General features: G+C 74.3%; 17 protein-coding genes and 2 pseudogenes. 10 read left to right on the top strand and 9 right to left on the bottom strand.

Annotated elements, in window-relative coordinates; translation table 11 throughout:
• Nucleotides 1-413 precede the first annotated feature (413 nt).
• From ACZ61C_RS34730 to ACZ61C_RS34715, 4 genes are all read left to right on the top strand, one after another.
• Nucleotides 414-833, top strand: a complete 420-nt coding sequence (locus ACZ61C_RS34730; protein WP_465312122.1) for a DUF6292 family protein — start codon at nt 414-416, stop codon at nt 831-833.
• 49 nt (nt 834-882) lie between these two features.
• Complete coding sequence (ligD, locus tag ACZ61C_RS34725) at nt 883-1,857, top strand: non-homologous end-joining DNA ligase (protein ID WP_465312121.1); 975 nt, start codon at nt 883-885, stop codon at nt 1,855-1,857.
• The gene (locus ACZ61C_RS34720; RefSeq protein ID WP_465312120.1) at nt 1,854-2,285 is read left to right on the top strand and encodes a GyrI-like domain-containing protein; all 432 of its coding nucleotides are present in this window, start codon (nt 1,854-1,856) and stop codon (nt 2,283-2,285) included. Before ligD ends, ACZ61C_RS34720 begins: the two co-directional genes overlap by 4 nt.
• Before the next feature lie 180 nt (nt 2,286-2,465).
• A complete protein-coding gene (locus ACZ61C_RS34715) occupies nt 2,466-2,804 on the top strand; it encodes a DoxX family protein (protein WP_465312119.1) in 339 nt (112 codons plus the stop codon).
• Here the strand turns inward: ACZ61C_RS34715 and ACZ61C_RS34710 are convergent.
• Together ACZ61C_RS34710 and ACZ61C_RS34705 are read right to left on the bottom strand one after the other, a co-directional pair.
• Nucleotides 2,765-3,628, bottom strand: coding sequence for an alpha/beta fold hydrolase (locus ACZ61C_RS34710; RefSeq protein ID WP_465312118.1), 864 nt, complete (start codon nt 3,626-3,628; stop codon nt 2,765-2,767). The two genes, ACZ61C_RS34715 and ACZ61C_RS34710, sit on opposite strands and share 40 nt — an antisense overlap.
• 93 nt (nt 3,629-3,721) lie before the next feature.
• Entirely contained in the window at nt 3,722-4,744 is a 1,023-nt protein-coding gene (locus ACZ61C_RS34705) for an alpha/beta hydrolase-fold protein (protein ID WP_465312117.1), read from the bottom strand.
• Between the two features lie 131 nt (nt 4,745-4,875).
• On the opposite strand from ACZ61C_RS34705, the gene ACZ61C_RS34700 reads away from it, so the two are divergent.
• The 3 genes from ACZ61C_RS34700 to ACZ61C_RS34690 are packed head-to-tail and all read left to right on the top strand — an operon-like array spanning nt 4,876 to nt 6,528.
• Nucleotides 4,876-5,547: a hypothetical protein gene (locus tag ACZ61C_RS34700; protein WP_465312116.1), complete on the top strand. Its 672-nt coding sequence runs from the start codon at nt 4,876-4,878 to the stop codon at nt 5,545-5,547.
• Nucleotides 5,547-6,092: a DUF6529 family protein gene (locus tag ACZ61C_RS34695; RefSeq protein WP_465312115.1), complete on the top strand. Its 546-nt coding sequence runs from the start codon at nt 5,547-5,549 to the stop codon at nt 6,090-6,092. Before ACZ61C_RS34700 ends, ACZ61C_RS34695 begins: the two co-directional genes overlap by 1 nt.
• Nucleotides 6,093-6,105: 13 nt before the next feature.
• Entirely contained in the window at nt 6,106-6,528 is a 423-nt protein-coding gene (locus ACZ61C_RS34690) for a Rieske (2Fe-2S) protein (protein WP_465312114.1), read from the top strand.
• Here the strand turns inward: ACZ61C_RS34690 and ACZ61C_RS34685 are convergent.
• A complete protein-coding gene (locus ACZ61C_RS34685; protein WP_465312113.1) occupies nt 6,525-8,078 on the bottom strand; it encodes a hypothetical protein in 1,554 nt (517 codons plus the stop codon). The genes ACZ61C_RS34690 and ACZ61C_RS34685 overlap by 4 nt on opposite strands.
• A 179-nt stretch (nt 8,079-8,257) precedes the next feature.
• Here ACZ61C_RS34685 and ACZ61C_RS34680 point away from each other — a divergent pair, with 179 nt between their 5' ends.
• A complete protein-coding gene (locus ACZ61C_RS34680; protein WP_465312112.1) occupies nt 8,258-9,175 on the top strand; it encodes a DUF3800 domain-containing protein in 918 nt (305 codons plus the stop codon).
• Here ACZ61C_RS34680 and ACZ61C_RS34675 read toward each other — a convergent pair.
• The 3 genes and pseudogenes from ACZ61C_RS34675 to ACZ61C_RS34665 all read right to left on the bottom strand — a co-directional run bounded on the left by ACZ61C_RS34675 (nt 9,165) and on the right by ACZ61C_RS34665 (nt 11,108).
• On the bottom strand, nt 9,165-10,190 hold the full coding sequence (locus ACZ61C_RS34675; RefSeq protein WP_465312111.1) for a protein kinase domain-containing protein: 1,026 nt from the start codon (nt 10,188-10,190) through the stop codon (nt 9,165-9,167). The two genes, ACZ61C_RS34680 and ACZ61C_RS34675, sit on opposite strands and share 11 nt — an antisense overlap.
• A 76-nt stretch (nt 10,191-10,266) precedes the next feature.
• Nucleotides 10,267-10,545: pseudogene (locus ACZ61C_RS34670) on the bottom strand (protein kinase family protein); the annotation flags it as partial.
• Nucleotides 10,546-10,640: 95 nt separating this feature from the next.
• Nucleotides 10,641-11,108 (bottom strand): CAP domain-containing protein, encoded by a 468-nt coding sequence (locus ACZ61C_RS34665; RefSeq protein WP_465312110.1) that lies wholly within the window; start codon nt 11,106-11,108, stop codon nt 10,641-10,643.
• 221 nt (nt 11,109-11,329) lie between these two features.
• Here ACZ61C_RS34665 and ACZ61C_RS34660 point away from each other — a divergent pair, with 221 nt between their 5' ends.
• The gene (locus ACZ61C_RS34660) at nt 11,330-12,226 is read left to right on the top strand and encodes an NAD-dependent protein deacetylase (protein WP_465312109.1); all 897 of its coding nucleotides are present in this window, start codon (nt 11,330-11,332) and stop codon (nt 12,224-12,226) included.
• A gap of 10 nt (nt 12,227-12,236) precedes the next feature.
• Here ACZ61C_RS34660 and ACZ61C_RS34655 read toward each other — a convergent pair.
• From ACZ61C_RS34655 to ACZ61C_RS34645, 3 genes and pseudogenes are all read right to left on the bottom strand, one after another.
• Nucleotides 12,237-12,767: pseudogene (locus ACZ61C_RS34655) on the bottom strand (TIGR03086 family metal-binding protein); the annotation flags it as partial.
• A 161-nt stretch (nt 12,768-12,928) separates the two neighbouring features.
• Nucleotides 12,929-13,384, bottom strand: a complete 456-nt coding sequence (locus ACZ61C_RS34650) for a group II truncated hemoglobin (RefSeq protein ID WP_465312108.1) — start codon at nt 13,382-13,384, stop codon at nt 12,929-12,931.
• Between the two features lie 40 nt (nt 13,385-13,424).
• Nucleotides 13,425-14,378: an NAD(P)/FAD-dependent oxidoreductase gene (locus ACZ61C_RS34645; protein ID WP_465312107.1), complete on the bottom strand. Its 954-nt coding sequence runs from the start codon at nt 14,376-14,378 to the stop codon at nt 13,425-13,427.
• 77 nt (nt 14,379-14,455) lie between these two features.
• Here ACZ61C_RS34645 and ACZ61C_RS34640 point away from each other — a divergent pair, with 77 nt between their 5' ends.
• The gene (locus ACZ61C_RS34640; protein WP_465312106.1) at nt 14,456-15,040 is read left to right on the top strand and encodes a helix-turn-helix domain-containing protein; all 585 of its coding nucleotides are present in this window, start codon (nt 14,456-14,458) and stop codon (nt 15,038-15,040) included.
• Nucleotides 15,041-15,140 lie beyond the last annotated feature (100 nt).

Genomic DNA, 15,140 nt, shown 5'->3' with positions numbered 1-15,140 from the left:
GGAAACCGCAATTCCGTGGCGAATCCCGGCCGGTTCCCGGCGCGGCGCCAGCGGTTTCCGGGCGAATTGCCGGGGCGGGGTCGGGACCAGGCGGTTTGATCGTCCTCAGTGGACTGTTGCACGTGCAGACGGCGCGTGCCGGTGCGCGGCTCGCCGCTGGACGATCTTTCCGTTGTGCGGCAAGCTGGACGAATTGGGTACGGTCTACGCGTAAACCGTCAGGACGGGTCTCCGATCGCCGCAAGCTGTTCACGCTCACCGCGTTCGCCGGTGAGCGGAGCACGGCCGCCGCGGTGGCCGGAGACATTGTTCTCGCGACTGTCGCCATTCTTGTCGAATGCGCGCTCGGCCGATCCTGCTCCTCCGGCCGGCAGGGTGCGCGGCCGGCGTTCCGGTGCGAAGAAAGGAAACGGGTGTCCGGCCTGATCGACACCGATCTCGAGTTCTGGTTCCAGCGCGGCCTGCGCGCCTACCTCGGCGAGGTGGCCAGGGCGCTCGGCTTCGGCCTCGAGTCCTGCACCGTGGACGTCGACGTCCCGGTGTCGGCCTACCTCGCGGTCGACTGGCGGCTGCGCCGGTTCCCCGACCGCGACGTGGCGCTGCTGTGGGACGAGGTGCACGGCTGGGCGGTCGCGGTCGAGGCGGCGTGCGGCGAGGAGATGATCGTGCTGGCCTACCTCGGCGGGGCCGACATCCTGCCGCCGCCGCGGGTGATCGTGCGGTTCCTGGCGGCGCTGCGAGCCGGGGACCTCGCGCCGGACGGGCCGGGTTCGCCGGTGCTGCGCCGCGCCGGGAGCCACCAGGAGCTCCTGCCGCTGCTGCCCGCCGGGTGACGCGCGGCCGCCGATCCTCCACACTGGACGTCGAGCGCGGAGGTGGGGGATGGGGACGATCCCGGCGGCGGTGGCCGCGATGCTGGCGATCGACGGGCCGCTGCCCGACGACGACCGCCACGGGTACGAGTGGAAGTGGGACGGCTTCCGCGGCTGCGCCCGGGTCGCCGACACCGGCGAGGCCCGGATCACCAGCCGCAGCGGCAGCGACCACACGCACCGCTACCCCGAGCTGCGGGACGTGTTCGGAGCCGCGCTCGGCGGCCAGGCGGCCGTGCTCGACGGCGAGGTCGTCGCGCTCAACGAGGCCGGGCGCCCGGAGTTCGTGCTCATGCAGCGCCGCGCCATGCACCCGCCGACGCCGGAGCTGCAGGCCGAGGTCCCGGTCGTCTACTTCGCCTTCGACGTGCTGCGGATCGGGAACGAGTCCCTGCTGGAGCTCCCGTACGAGCAGCGGCGCGAGCTGCTCGCCGAGCTGGTCCGGCCCGCCGACGGCCGGCTCGTCGTGCCGCCCTGGTACTCCCGGGCCGACATCTCACCGGACCAGCTGCTGGCGACGGCCGCCGAGCACGGCATCGAAGGCGTCGTCGCGAAGCGTCTGGACGCGCCGTACCTGCCCGGCGCCCGCTCACCCCTGTGGACAAAACACGCCCTGAGGCAGACGTGCGAGGTGGTCGTCGGCGGCTGGCGAGCCGGCGAAGGCCGCCGCGCGGGCACGTTCGGCGCGCTCCTGCTCGGCGCGTTCGACGACGACGGCGAGCTGGTGTACCTCGGCGACGTCGGCACGGGCTTCACCGACGAGGCGCTCGACCACCTCAGCGACGCGCTGGCGCCGCTGGTCCGCACCGCGAGCCCGTTCGCCACCGAGCTGCCGCGCGACCGGGCACTGGGGGCCAAGTGGGTGGAGCCGTCATTGGTCGGCGAGGTGGTTTACCGCCGGATCACGCCGGACCGCCGGTTGCGGCACACGGCGTGGCGAGGCCTGCGCCCGGACCGGACCCCGGACGAGGTGCGCGTCCCGTGAGCTCGCCGGTGCTGAGCGACGCGCCCACGCGCATCCGCCGCGAAGACATCGTGGTCATGGAACGGACCACCGCCGACGAGCTGCCGGCGATCCAGGCGCTCTGGCCGGCGTTCGAGCGAGCGGTGGGCCTGCGCGGCCGCCGGATGTTCGCGCGCGCCGACGAACGGGCGGGCACCTACACCGTGTGCACCCCGGTCAAGGCCGGCGACCGGCCCGAAGCCCTCGGCCTGCGGACCGGGGTCCTGCCGGGCGGCTGGTACCTGCGCGGGAGCCTGGTCGGCGACCCGGACCTGATCTACCGGCACATCGCCGGCGGGATGGCCGAGCTCCGGCGCGCGGCGCCGATGGACGAGACGCGGCCGCTCGTCGAGTTCTACCGCCGGCACGGGCACATCGAGCTGTGGCTGCCGGTCGGAGAGCCCGCGTGACGGCGGTGCGGCTGGTCGTACGGCTTCCACCCGACCGGCGAGGTCGACCACGGCGAAACGGCGCTCCGGCTGACGCTGTGACCGCCGTCACGAGAAGAGCTGTCACATCGGCCCCGACCCCGGAGTCGAGGGGGTGACGGCGCCGGACCCCCGGCGCCCGCGATCTCCCGAGGAGCTCCGATGTCCACCGCTTACCTGATCGTCACCCTCGTCGGCGCCGCACTGGCCGGGTTCTCCGCCGTCTCGGTGTTCACCCGCGCGAAGTGGGTCGTCGAGCCGATCACCTCCTACGGCGTGCCGGAGGCGTGGTGGCCGTGGCTCGGCACCGCGAAGGCGGCGGGCGCGGCCGGGCTGGTCGCCGGCCTGTTCGTGCCGCCGATCGGCGTCGCCGCGGCGATCGGCCTGGTGCTGTACTTCCTCGGCGCCCTCGTCACCGTGGCCCGCGCGCGGTCGTACGGACACCTGGCGTTCCCGGTGCTCTACCTGGCGCCGGTGGTCGCTTCGCTCGCGCTGCTGTGACCGGCGAGCCAGGTGAGGGCACCGGCGGCGTGGTCCAGCACGGAGATGTGCCCGTCGCCGGCGGTGGTCCGGAGCTCCGCGTCCGGGCAGGCGCCGGCGAGCCACGCGCTGTGCGTCGCCGGGATCATCCGGTCCGCTTCGCCGTGCAGCAGCAGGACCGGCGCGGTGATCGCGGCCGGGTCGCCACCCCAGGGCGTGACGTAGGCGAGGTCGTCGTCGATCAGGCCGTCCGGCCCGCCGGCGAGCGCGGGCTGGACGACCTCGTCCAGCCACGACCATGAACCCTTGAGCGCGGCGAAGTCGGCCTCGGTGAAGACGTCCGGATCGAACTCACTGGCGGCCTCGTGCTTCTCCTTGGCCGAGCGTCCTTCGGCGGCGGCACCGAGGGAGGCGGCACCGGCGGCGGCCATCCCCCCGAACCAGTCGAGCCCCTCGGCGTCGAAGGGCGCGACGGCGGCCAGGCTCGCGACGGCGACCACGCGATCCGTCAGCAGCGCGGCACAGGCGAGGGCGTGCGAGCTGCCCCCGGAATGCCCCATGACGGCGAACTTCCCGACGCCCAGCGCATCGGCGACGGCGCTCGCCCACCCGGCGGCGTCCCCGACGGTCCGCCCGGGCGCGGGGGTGGAGGTGCCGTAGGCGGGCCGGTCGTAGGAGATCCACCGAACCCCGAGCCGCTCGCCGAGCGGCAACAGTGGCCCGGGCGGCGCGCCGAGGTTGGGCGTGCCGTGGTGCCAGAGAACGGTGAGCCGCGCCGGGCCGCCGCTGTCATAGACGTGCAGGGTGGCTCCGCCGGGCAGCGCGACGTCGGTCTCGGTCACCATGCGGCCGAGCCTAGCGGCTGTACGAAAACCGGGGCTGCGAATGATCCACCTGATCGGCAATGGCCTCAGGCTGACCGAGGACGGCGGCCCGGCTCAGCGAGCCAACCGCTCGGCCAACCAAGCCAGCGACAGCGGATACCGGTAGTCGATCCCCCCGTGCCCCGCGTCGAACAGCTCGAACCGCACCCGCTCCTCCGGCAGGCCCACCTCCGCCACCGCGTTCCGGAACGCCTCCGCGCCCAGGTCGAGGTACCACTCGTCGCTCGTGCCCGCGTCGATCCACACCGCGCGCAGCGAACGGATCGCCTCCGCGTGGTCCGGCGCCATCCGGACCGGGTCCCAGTCGAGCCAGCGCTGCCACACCGCGGGCCGCAGCGCGCCGGTCGCCGGGTCGAACGGCAGCTCCGGCGTGCCGTCCTCGGTGGCCGAGAAACACGCCGCGACGCCGTACAGCATCAGGAGGTTCGAGTCCTCGGGCTTGGTGAACGCCGTGCGGCTGCGGAAGTCCGCCCACCACGCCTCGACGTCCTGGTCGTACTCGCGCAGCGCGCGGACCGCCTTGCCGAAGTCCGGGACGTAACACATCTCGTACAGCGCGTCGCCCGCGTGCGTGGCCAGTGCGCCGAACAGGTCCGGGCGCAGCATCGGCGTGATCATCGCGCCGAAGCCGCCGGACGACTTGCCCGTGATCGCGCGGGACTCGCGGTCGGGCAGCGTGCGGTAGTGCTCGTCGACCCAGGGCACGATCTCGTCGCAGAGGTACGAGTGGTAGCGGCCGGTGCCCGGCGAGTCGACGAACTGCGAGCCGCCGTACGCGGTCCAGGCGTCGACGTACACGACGACGCAGCCGGGGGTGCCGCCGGCGAAGAGCGCGTCGGCCGTCTCGACGAACGGCTGCCGGAACGGCGTCCGGTTGGCCCACATCGACAGGTGCCCGGTGTACCCCTGGATGACGTACACCGCGGGGTAGCGCTGGTCGCCGTCGTCGTACCCCGGTGGCACGTACACCCACAGCGGACGCTCGTGCGGGTCGCCGAGCGGATTGTCCCGCAACAGCGCGGAGTCGACGGTGTGCCGGTCGAGCCGGCCGGCGAGGTCGCCGTCCCAGGGCAGCATGCGCCCAGTCAACCACGGCTCACCGGTTGCAGAGGCTAAGCGATACCTCTTTTCCACGCGTAGCGTTGAGCCGTTCCGCCCCGACCCTCGTGTTACGAGCACGGTGGTGGGTAGGGAGAAGCGGGGAGATCATGAAACATCCGGGGCCGTTGTTCACCTTGCTCGCCGGTGTGGTGCTCGCCGGCGGGATCGGGATCGCCAACCTGGCAACGGGGACGGGCGTCGCGCCGGTCGCCGGCGCCGCGAGCGCGGCCGGCACCGACACCGCGACCGACGCGCCGCCGCCGAAGACGTCCGAAGCGCCGAAGCAGGAAGCAGCGCCCGCGCGAGCGGACTACGCCGGACGCGTCACCGGCGGCGGCGCGTCGGTCGCGGTGTCGGTGCGCGACGGGCACGCCATCGCCTACCTCTGCGACGGCAAGAAGGTCGAAGCCTGGCTCCAGGGGGTGACGGCCGGCGGGAAGCTCGACCTCAAGGGCGCCGAGAACGCCAGCCTGAAGGGCAGCTTCGATGCGGCCGCGGTCACCGGCACGGTGACGGCGGCCGGGAAGACCTGGCAGTTCTCCGCGCCCCCGGCGAAGAAACCCGCGGGCCTCTACCGCGCGACGCCGAAGGTGAAGGGCAAGGCGGGCAAGGTCGGCTGGATCGTGCAGCCGGACGGCAGCCAGGTCGGCATCCTCACGACGGACGAGGACTCGACTTCGGCGCCCGCGCTCGACCCGGCCGCCGCCACGGCGACCGTCGACGGCGCGTCCGTGACCGCCGAAGCCGTCAGCGGCCTGGCCGGGAACGGGGACTTCTGATGACCACGGCGGGCAACCGCGCCGCGGTGGTGCTCCTGGTCCCGCTGGCCGTCGGCGCCGTCGTCTCGGTGGTGCTCGGCGTCTACGGCAGCTTGCACACGCCGACCGGGGTCGCGATCAACGTGGCCGGCTTCTCCAGCCCGCAGTCGGTGAAGGCGTGGCTCGCCACGGTCGTCGTCGTGCTGGCGCTCGTGCAGCTGGTTTCGGCGCTGGCGATGTACGGCAAGCTCGGCCGCACCACCCCCGCGTGGGTCGCGCCGGTGCACCGCTGGTCGGGGCGGCTGGCCTTCCTCGTGTCGATCCCGGTGGCGCTGCACTGCCTCTACGCGCTCGGGTTCCAGTCGTTCGACACGCGGGTCCTGCTGCATTCGCTGCTGGGCTGCTTCTTCTACGGCGTGTTCGTCGCGAAGATGCTGCTGCTGCGCAAGGACGGCGCGCCCGGCTGGTCGCTGCCGGTGGTCGGCGGCCTGGTCTTCACCGCGCTGGTCGGGCTGTGGCTCAGCGCGTCGTTGTGGTTCTTCACCCGATTCGGCTTGACCTTCTAGGCGGAGGACGACCTTGCGCGACGACAACACGGACCCGGTGCTGGCGCGCCGGACGGCCCTCGCGGTCCTGGGCGCCGGCCTGGCCGCCGGGTGCAGCACCTACGGCGGCACCTCGGCCTCGACGTCCGCCGCGCCGCCGCCCGCGGCCGGCACCGCGCTCGGCGACGCCGCCGACGTGCCGGTCGGCGGGGGCAAGGTGTTCGCCGCGCAGCAGGTGGTGGTCACGCAGCCGGCGGCGGGCACCTTCGCGGCCTTCTCGGTGGTCTGCACCCACCAGGGCTGCGCGGTCGACGCCGTCGCCGACGGCACCATCAACTGCCCGTGCCACGGCAGCAAGTTCGCCATCGCCGACGGCTCGGTGGCGAACGGCCCGGCGTCGCAGCCGCTGGAGAAGAAGAAGGTCACCGTCACCGGCGGCAAGATCACCCTGGGCTAGGTGTAGGCCTTCGCGACGGTCGCCGCATCGATCGTCCACAAGGGACTCGACGTGTCCGGTTCGCCCTGCAGGAAGGTCTTGCCGTCGGCGCAGGCGAACCGGGCGCCCGGCGGCGCGTTCCCGGTGACGGCGGCGCACTCCAGGCCGCCTTCCAGCGTGAGCAGGAAGGGATCGGCGGTCCCGCCGGGCTCCGGTGGCGACGGCAGCGCGCCGGTGTAGGTCAGCAGCACGGCCTTGCTCGCCGACGTCGGGCAGAGCACCTGCGGCCGGGCGCCGGTCCCGGCGAAACAGGGGTCGTAGGTCTTGTCGCGGGTCGAACAGCGGTAGGCGTCGTGCCGGCCGGACACCGCGGACACCGCGGCGCAGGTCCCGGTGACCCGCAGCGCCGTCGTGACGCGGGTGCCGGTCCACGGCCGGTAGTCGACGTTCTGCGTGAACCGCGCCGAGCGGCTCGTGGTCACCGGGATCTCGACGGCGGGCCCGGCGAGCGCGTCGGCGAACCCGCCGGCCACCGGCGCCATCCCGGCGGTGAGGAGCCGCCGCACGACACCGCCGCCGTCCGGGTGGCACGGTTCGAGCGCGGCCCACACCTCGGCCGCGACGGCGTCGAGCGGCCGGCCCGCGGAGTAGCGGGCGGCGGCGGTGTCGGCGGCGCAGGTCAGCACCCCGGACGCGGGTTCGGGCCCGGCGGCCAGGCCGAACAGCGCGGCCACGCGGTGCGCCACCGTGGCGAGCGCCGTCCCGAGCGCCGGGCCGGGTTCGGCCGTGCCGCGGACGCTCGCCGGCAGCCGGCCGAACGGCACGTCGTAGGTCACGCCGGAGCCGGGCCAGAGCAGCTCCCGCTGGCGTGGCCGCCCGAGCAGCTGCACGGCGGACGTGCTCGCCGCCGCGGTCCGGGCGCTCGGCTCCGGCCAGCCCGCCGGCACTTCGAGCCGGTAGGGCACGCGCGCGTTCGAGGTCAGGGTGACACTCGCGCGGCCACCGGCGGCCGTCACGCAGGCCTGCACTGGTGCCTGGGGATCCGCCGCGCCGATCCCGACGGTCACCCCGGCGGAGCTCGCGGCCCGCCCCGCACAGTCCGGTAGCGGCGCCGTGCCCGGCACTCCGCTGCGGCCCAGCGCCGCGAGGTCGAGCAGCCCGCCCCAGAAGGCGCCCGGCCGGTCCAGCTCGGCGACGATGCCCCCGGCGTCGTACCCGGCGGGCACGAGGCGGGAGCCGTTCGCGGTGACGAGCACGGGCACGAACCCCGGCGGCGGCGCGGCGACGAGCGGGATCCGCACCCGCGGCCTGCCGCCCTCGAAGGCCACTTCGACGCCGCTGCCGACGCGGCGGGTCATCGGCGTCTCGAGACCCGGCTCCGGCGCCGTGCCCGCCGACAGGCGCGTGCCCGCCGGCGCGACGATCTCGACGCCGCCGACGGTGAGCGTCCCGCCGGCCACGGCGGACCGGCCGGAAAGCCGTTGGTGGACCAGGACTCCCGCGCCACCCAGCAGCAGCACGGCCACGGCCACCACGAGCGCGCGCCGGGCCCGTGTGTCGTTCGCGGCCATCACGCCTCCCGAAACCCCTGTGCCTCCCCAGTCCGCCGGGGGCTCATGGTCGTTAGCCGGTGTGGCCCAACCGTGACCGGACCTGCGCTTTCCCGGCTCGCCCGGCAGTTCACCGTGGACGGACGGCGGCGCCGGTAAGCCGGTCGCCACCGGCGGGCCGGTCTGGCACCATCGGACCGGTGAGCCCGGTCGAGATCGCCTGCGACGAGTCGGGCTCCGAGGGCGAAAACCTCCTCGGCGGCGAGACCGACGTCTTCGCCCACGCCGGGGTGCGGCTGACGCCGGCGGAGGCCGCCGCGTGCGTGCGGGAGATCCGCCGCCGCATCGGCTCGCCGGCCGAGGAGTACAAGGCCAACCACCTGCTCCGCGCCAAGCACCGCGCGGTCCTCGAGTGGCTGCTCGACCCGGCCGGCCCGCTCGCCGGCCGCGGGCACGTGCACCTGACCGACAAGACGCTCTTCGCCGTGCGGGCCGCCGTCACGCTGCTGGCCGAGGACGGCACGGACACGGTGGCGCGCGCGCTGTACCGCGCCGGCCCGGCCGCTTTCGGCGCAGCCCGCTGGGAGTTCTTCCTGACCGCGTTCACCAGCGTGCTGCGGCTGAAGCCGCGCCGCGGGCCGACGGCGTCACCGGCGGAGTTCTTCGCCCTGGTCGAGGAGCTCGCCGCGATCCCCGGCGAGGCCGGTGAGATCGTCGCGCGGTTCCGCGGGGGCGGTGCGCGCGTGGCCGCCTACCGCGCCCGGCTGGCAAGCGACCCGGGGCTCGTGCCGGTGCTGGACCCGCTGGTGCCCGCGGTGGTCCACACCGTCCGCCACTGGAGCGCCGGCGGCACGCCGGTCGCGCTGGTGCACGACGAACAGCTCGCCCTCACCCCGGAGCGCGTGCTGCAGCTCAAGGCCGGGCTCGGGCACCGGCTGGCCGGCGTCCGGTTCGTCGACTCCCGGTCGGACGCCCGGGTCCAGGTCGCGGACTTCCTCGCCGGGGTCGCCCGCCGGATCGCCTCCGACGCGCTGAACGGCCGCGGGGACCCGACGTTGACCGGCCTGCTGCGGTCCTTTGTGGACCGTGAGTCCGTCTGGGCCGCGGTCAGCAGCTGATGACTTGCGCCGGCGAAGACGTGTTGTCGAGCCGCTTGACGTACGCGGCTCCGCTGCGCCGGGCGCACGCGGCTTCCTTGCTGCCGAACGGCCCGGCGTACACCGCGTAGACGTCGGCACCGTTGAGCTGCTGCCGCAGCGAGCCACAGCCGGTGGTCGGCGCGTGCAAGTACCCCGAGCCGGGGTTCGTGGTCAGCAACTGCTGGATGTCGGCGCGGTAGCGAGCCGAGGTGACGGCCGAGCCGAGCACAACGACGAACGAGCCGTCGCACGCGGGGGTGCTCATCGCCGTCGCGAGCCCGAGGTCCGCGCTGCTCACGACGCTGGTGGCGACGGTCGTCCGGGTGGTCGTGACCGGCGCGGCGGTCACCGGCGGCGCGGGCGCCGTCGACTTCGGCGAGGACGACGGCGCCGGGCTGGACGACGCCGCGGCCTGCGTCGAGGTCTCGTGGAAGGTGAACCAGCCGACGACGGCGAGGAGGGCGGCCAGCGCGGCCGCGGCGACCAGCCACGGCGCCTTCGACCCGCGCCGGACCACCGTCGCCGGCGGCTCGGGAGCCGCGCCGGCCCGCGTCGCCTGCCGGGGCGGGGGAGCGGTGGCCGGGCTGGTGCCGCCGAGCGCGGCGCGGGCGGCGCCGGCCAGCTCGGCCACACTGCCGAACCGCTCGTCCGGGTCCTTCGCCATGCCCCGCGCGATGACGTCGTCGAAGGCGGCGGGCAGGCCGGGCCGCAGCGCGCTGGGCCGCGGCGGCGGCTGGTGCAGGTGCGCGCCGATCAGCGCCACGGCCGTCGACGCGGCGAAGGGCTTGCTGCCGGTCAGGCACTGGTGCAGCACGCAGGCCAGCGAGTAGACGTCGACGCGGTGGTCGGCCGGCGCGTCGGTGAACCGCTCGGGCGCCATGTAGTCGAGCGTGCCGACGGCGCCGCCGGTCGCGGTGAGCCCGGTCGAAGGCCCGGCCGCCCGGGCGATGCCGAAGTCGACGAGGTAGGCGAACCCGGTCGCGCCGACGAGCACGTTCGACGGCTTGACGTTCGCGGTGCACCAGCCCCTCGGCGTGCGCGGCGGCCAGCGCCTGCGCGACCTGCCCGACGACGTCCACCGCTTCGGCCGGGGTGAGCGCACCGCCCGCGGCCAGCCGCCCGCCGAGGTCTTCGCCGTCGACCAGCCGCATGTCGAGGTACAGCCGCCCGTCGATCTCCCCGTAGGCGTGGATCGGGATCACGTGCGGCTCGCGCAGCCGCGCCACCGCGTGCGCCTCCCGCCGGAACCGCTCCTGGAACTCCCGGTCCTCGGCGAACTCGGGCGCGAGCAGCTTCAGGGCGACAACGCGGTCGTGACGCGTGTCGTAGGCCCGCACGACCTCGCCCATGCCGCCGCGGGCGACCAGCGACTCCACGCGGTAGGGGCCGAACTGCCAGCTCACGCGTTTCCCTCCGTTGCCCGTGCGAAGGGAGGTTACCGGCGCTATCCCTTCGGGGTGCCGAAGTCCTGCGTCCAGTACGCCCGGCGGCCCGAGTCGACGGTGTAGCCCACCCCCAGCTCGGTCAGCCGGCAGTCGAGGATGGTGGCCCGGTGCACCTTGCTGTTCATCCAGCTCTGCACGACCTGCTCGGGGGTGCGCCGGCCGGCGGCGATGTTCTCGGCCCAGCGCTGCCACCGGTACCCGGCGGCGGTGATCCGGGCCGACGGGTCGCCGCCGTCCCGGCCGGTGTGGCTGAAGTACCGGTAGCGCGCCATGTCGGCGGTGTGCGCGTCGGCCGCGGCGGTGAGCAGCGGGTCGGCGGTGAGCGGCCCGCACCCGAACTGGACGCGCTGGGCGTTGGTCAGCTGCAGCACCTGCGTGGGGTAGGACCCTGCGGCGGACGCCGGCGGGGCCGGCACGAGCAGCGCCAGGACGGCGGCGGCACTCCCGGCCACGATTTCGCGGAACATCACGACCTCCTCTTCGACGGTTTTCCGACACCGGGAAACTGCGCCGGTTGCCCGGGTGACCAAACGTGCCCGAGCGAAGGAAACCGCTGGTACGAAGCGTGCGGAGGAACTGGGGAATTCACCGGGAATGAGCGCGGGATTCGCCGGGCGGGCGAATTTCGGGAACCGCCGGTGAACGCGGTGTCGCGGCACGTGCAGCCTCATGTGCGTACCCTGGCGTGGTGCGGACCCGACCCACCCTGACCTGGACGTCGGCGGACGCGCCGCTGCCGCGGACGTCCAGCCTCGACGAAGTCACCGACGTCCTCGCGCGGCGCCGGGTGGCCGTGCTGAGCGGCGCCGGCCTGTCCACCGAGTCCGGGATCCCCGACTACCGCGGCGAGAGCGGCAGCCTGCGCCGGCACACGCCGATGACCTACGACGAGTTCGTCTCCAGCGCCGAGGGCCGGCAGCGGTACTGGGCGCGCAGCCACCTCGGCTGGCGCACGATCGCCCGCGCCGACCCGAACGAGGGCCACCGCGCGGTCACGGCGTTGCGCGACGGCGGTTTTGTCTCCGGCGTGATCACGCAGAACGTCGACGGGCTGCACCAGGCGGCGGGCACCGCCGACGCGGTCGAGCTGCACGGCAGCCTGGACCGCGTGATCTGCCTGGCCTGCCGCCGCACGAGCCCCCGGGCGGAGCTGGACCGGCGGCTGCGGGCGGCGAACCCGGGTTTCGAGGGGACGGCCACCCGGATCAACCCGGACGGCGACGTCGAACTGCCCGAGGAGGTCGTCCGCCGGTTCACGCCGGTGCCGTGCGCGGAGTGCGCCGGGGTGCTCAAGCCGGACGTCGTGTTCTTCGGCGAGAACGTGCCGCGCCCGCGCGTCGAGCAGTGCTACCGGCTGGTCGACGACGCCGGCGCGTTGCTGGTGCTGGGTTCTTCGCTGACCGTGATGTCGGGCCTGCGGTTCGTCCGCCACGCGGCGGCCGCGGGCAAGCCGGTGGTGATCGTCAACCGCGGACAGACCCGCGGTGACCGGCACGCGTCGGTGCGGGTGGACCTGCCGCTGGGGCGGGCGCTGCCGGAACTGGCCGCACGGCTGGGCTGCGGGGGTCACGGCCGAAGCGCGTGAGCAGCCGGTCCTGCCGGGACGCGCCGGGTGCGGCGGGTGGCGGGTCGGCGAAGAACGCCGGGCCGAGCTCGAGCCCGGCGAAGATCGTGTCGAAGTCCTCCTCGATCCAGGCGACCAGGCCCGGATCGAGGGTGTCGTCGGCGCCGAGCGCCCGGGCCAGGTCCCAGGTGTGGACCGTGCTGTCGGTGGTCCGCACGGCCAGGGCCCGCCGCCCGGTCAGCTCGCCCAGCGGGTAGTCGACGACCCGGTCCAGCGCGCCTTCTTCGGCGAACGCCGCCGCGCACCCCCGCACCGACGCGGTGTAAGCCGCGACCGGGTCGGTCCCGAGTGCGTCGGCGTCACGGGCGGCCGGGAACTCTTCGCGGCTGCTCCCGCGCAGGAGTGCGACGTAGTTGAGGTTGCCGCGGGTCATGTGGTTCACCAGCGCCCGGACGTCCCACTCGGAGCACGGCGTCGGAGCGCCCCAGCCGTCCGGCGCGACCGCCCGGAGGTGGTGCTCGAAACCCTCGGCGGCGAGGAGGTAGCGGTCCAGGAGCGTCATGGCCGCAGTCTGGCCGGGCGGGCGCTGATCGTGCTCGCGGGAATCGGACGTCGTGGACGAGCCGGCCCCGGGCGGATCGGGGGGAAACCCGCCCGGGCCGGCTCTGCGACGGACCTCCACAGCCGGTCGTTGCTCACAAGACGCGCGGGCCCCTCATATCGTTACGGTGTTCGCAGCCCGTCCCACGACCAGCGCGGCATCGCCAGCCCGGCGGGGACGTCGCCGGGCGGGCCGGGGTAGGTGAGCACCTCGGCCACCGCCCACTCCATGTAGGCCCGCAGCGCGGCGCGGAACTCGGGGTCGGCGGGCAGACCGGCGTCGTCGGCGGCCTGCACGAAGCACGCCACGAACCGGCGCCCGAGGTCGCTCATGTCGCCGTTGCCGGCGTGCATCCGCAACATCGCCGAGTGGTCGCTGTACTCGGCGGAGAACGTCGGCGGCCCGCCCAGCACCTCGGCCCAGTACCGCGCCAGCCGTTCGACGTGCCGCGGGTGCTGCCCGGGGTGCGAGAACGGGTGGTTCAGCTCGGGGTCGGCCAGGCAACGCTCGTGGTGGGCGGCGGCCAGCGCGAGGAACGCGGGGTCACCGCCGGCGAAGTCGTACAACGTCGGGCGCACGCGCCGAGCCTGGCACGCGCGCTCGCCGAACGCCAGGACGTCAGCGCGCCGCGGCGGCGGCGCGTTCCGCGGCCGGAGTGAAGCCGCCGAACGCGTCGACCGCCTGCCGGACGTCTTCGGCGACGAGGTCGTGGTTCAGCGCGCCCGCGGCCGCCGCGCCCTGGGCCGCGGCGATGATCACGGTGGCCCGCGCGTCGACGACGTTCCCGGCCGCCCACACGCCCGGGACGCTGGTCTTGCCCATCGGGTCGACGGCGACGACGCCGTCTTCGGTGACGGCGCAGCCGAGCCCGCGCAGCACGTCGTCGTGCGGGACCGTCCGGGTCCGGACGAACAGCGCCACCCGCGGCACGAACCGGCCGCCCAGCTCGATCCCGGTGAGGTGCCCGTTTTCCCGCCGCAGGGCGGTCACGACGCCGTCGACGACGCGGATACCCCGCGCGTCGAGCCGTTCGCGGTCCTCTTCGGACGGTGGCGCGGTGTGCGCGAAGTACACGACGTCCGGCGACCACTGGCGCACCAGCAGGGCGTGCTCGACGCTCGCCGGCTCGGTGCCGAGCACCCCGAGCGGCTGGTCGCGCACCTCGTAGCCGTGGCAGTACGGGCAGGTCACCGCATCGGTGCCCCAGCTTTCGCGCAGGCCGGGCAGGTCCGGCAGGTCGTCGTGGACACCGGTGGCGACCAGGACGCGCCGGGCGGTGAGCTCCCGGCCGCTCGCGAGCCGCGCGGTGAACCCGTCGTCGAGCCGGGTGACCTGGTCGTCGAGGAGGTCGACGCCGTACCCGGCGAGCTCCTCACGGCCGATCTTGAGCAGTTCGGACGGCGGGAGGCCGTCGCGGGAAAGGAAACCGTGCATGTGCGACGCGGGCGCGTTGCGGGGCGCGCCGCCGTCGACGACCGCGACGCGCCTGCGCGCCCGGCCCAGCATCAGGGCGGCGCTGAGACCCGCCGCGCCGCCACCCACCACCAGGACGTCATAGTTGTTTTCGGTCATGCGGCCACCCTGCGCCCGGCGTCGCGGATCCGACAACAAATGTTGCCATTTCCGCAACGACGGCGTTTCCTGGGGGCATGACGGACGCGATCACCCAAGCCCTGGCCGAGGTCGGCCCCCGGCTCAAGCGGGTCCGCACCCAGCGGCGGGTCACGCTGGCGGACCTGTCGACGGCGACGGGCATTTCGAAGAGCACGCTGTCGCGGCTTGAGTCCGGGCAGCGGAAGCCGAGCCTGGAGCTGCTGCTGCCGATCGCCCAGGCCCACCAGGTCCCGCTGGACGAGCTGGTGGGCGCCCCGGAGGTCGGCGACCCGCGCGTCCGCCTGACCGCGCGCCGCATCCCGCGCCACAACGGCACGGCGATGACGGTGCTCCCGCTGACCCGCCAGCCGGGGGCGCCCCAGGCGTTCAAGATGATCCTCGAGCCGGACGCGAGCGAGCCCGACCCGCAGGTGCACGAGGGGTACGAGTGGCTCTACGTCCTGTCGGGCCGCCTCCGCCTGGTGCTGGCCGACCGCGACATGACACTCGGCCCGGGCGAGGCGGCGGAGTTCGACACGCGGCTCCCGCACTGGTTCGGCGCCGTCGACCGGCCGGCGGAGATCCTCAGCCTGTTCGGGAAGCAGGGGGAGCGGCTGCACCTGCGGGCGAAGTCCCGCTGACCAGTGGCTAGGCACTGTCCTGTAAGTCATCGGAGCCAGAGCACGATGGCGGCGATGGTGAGTTCTGCCTGGTAGTAAGCGGCGCGTTTGGCATAGCGGG

The sequence above is a fragment of the Amycolatopsis sp. NPDC104587 genome (genome assembly GCF_055583645.1).
This window is presented reverse-complemented; position numbering and strand designations above follow the sequence as displayed.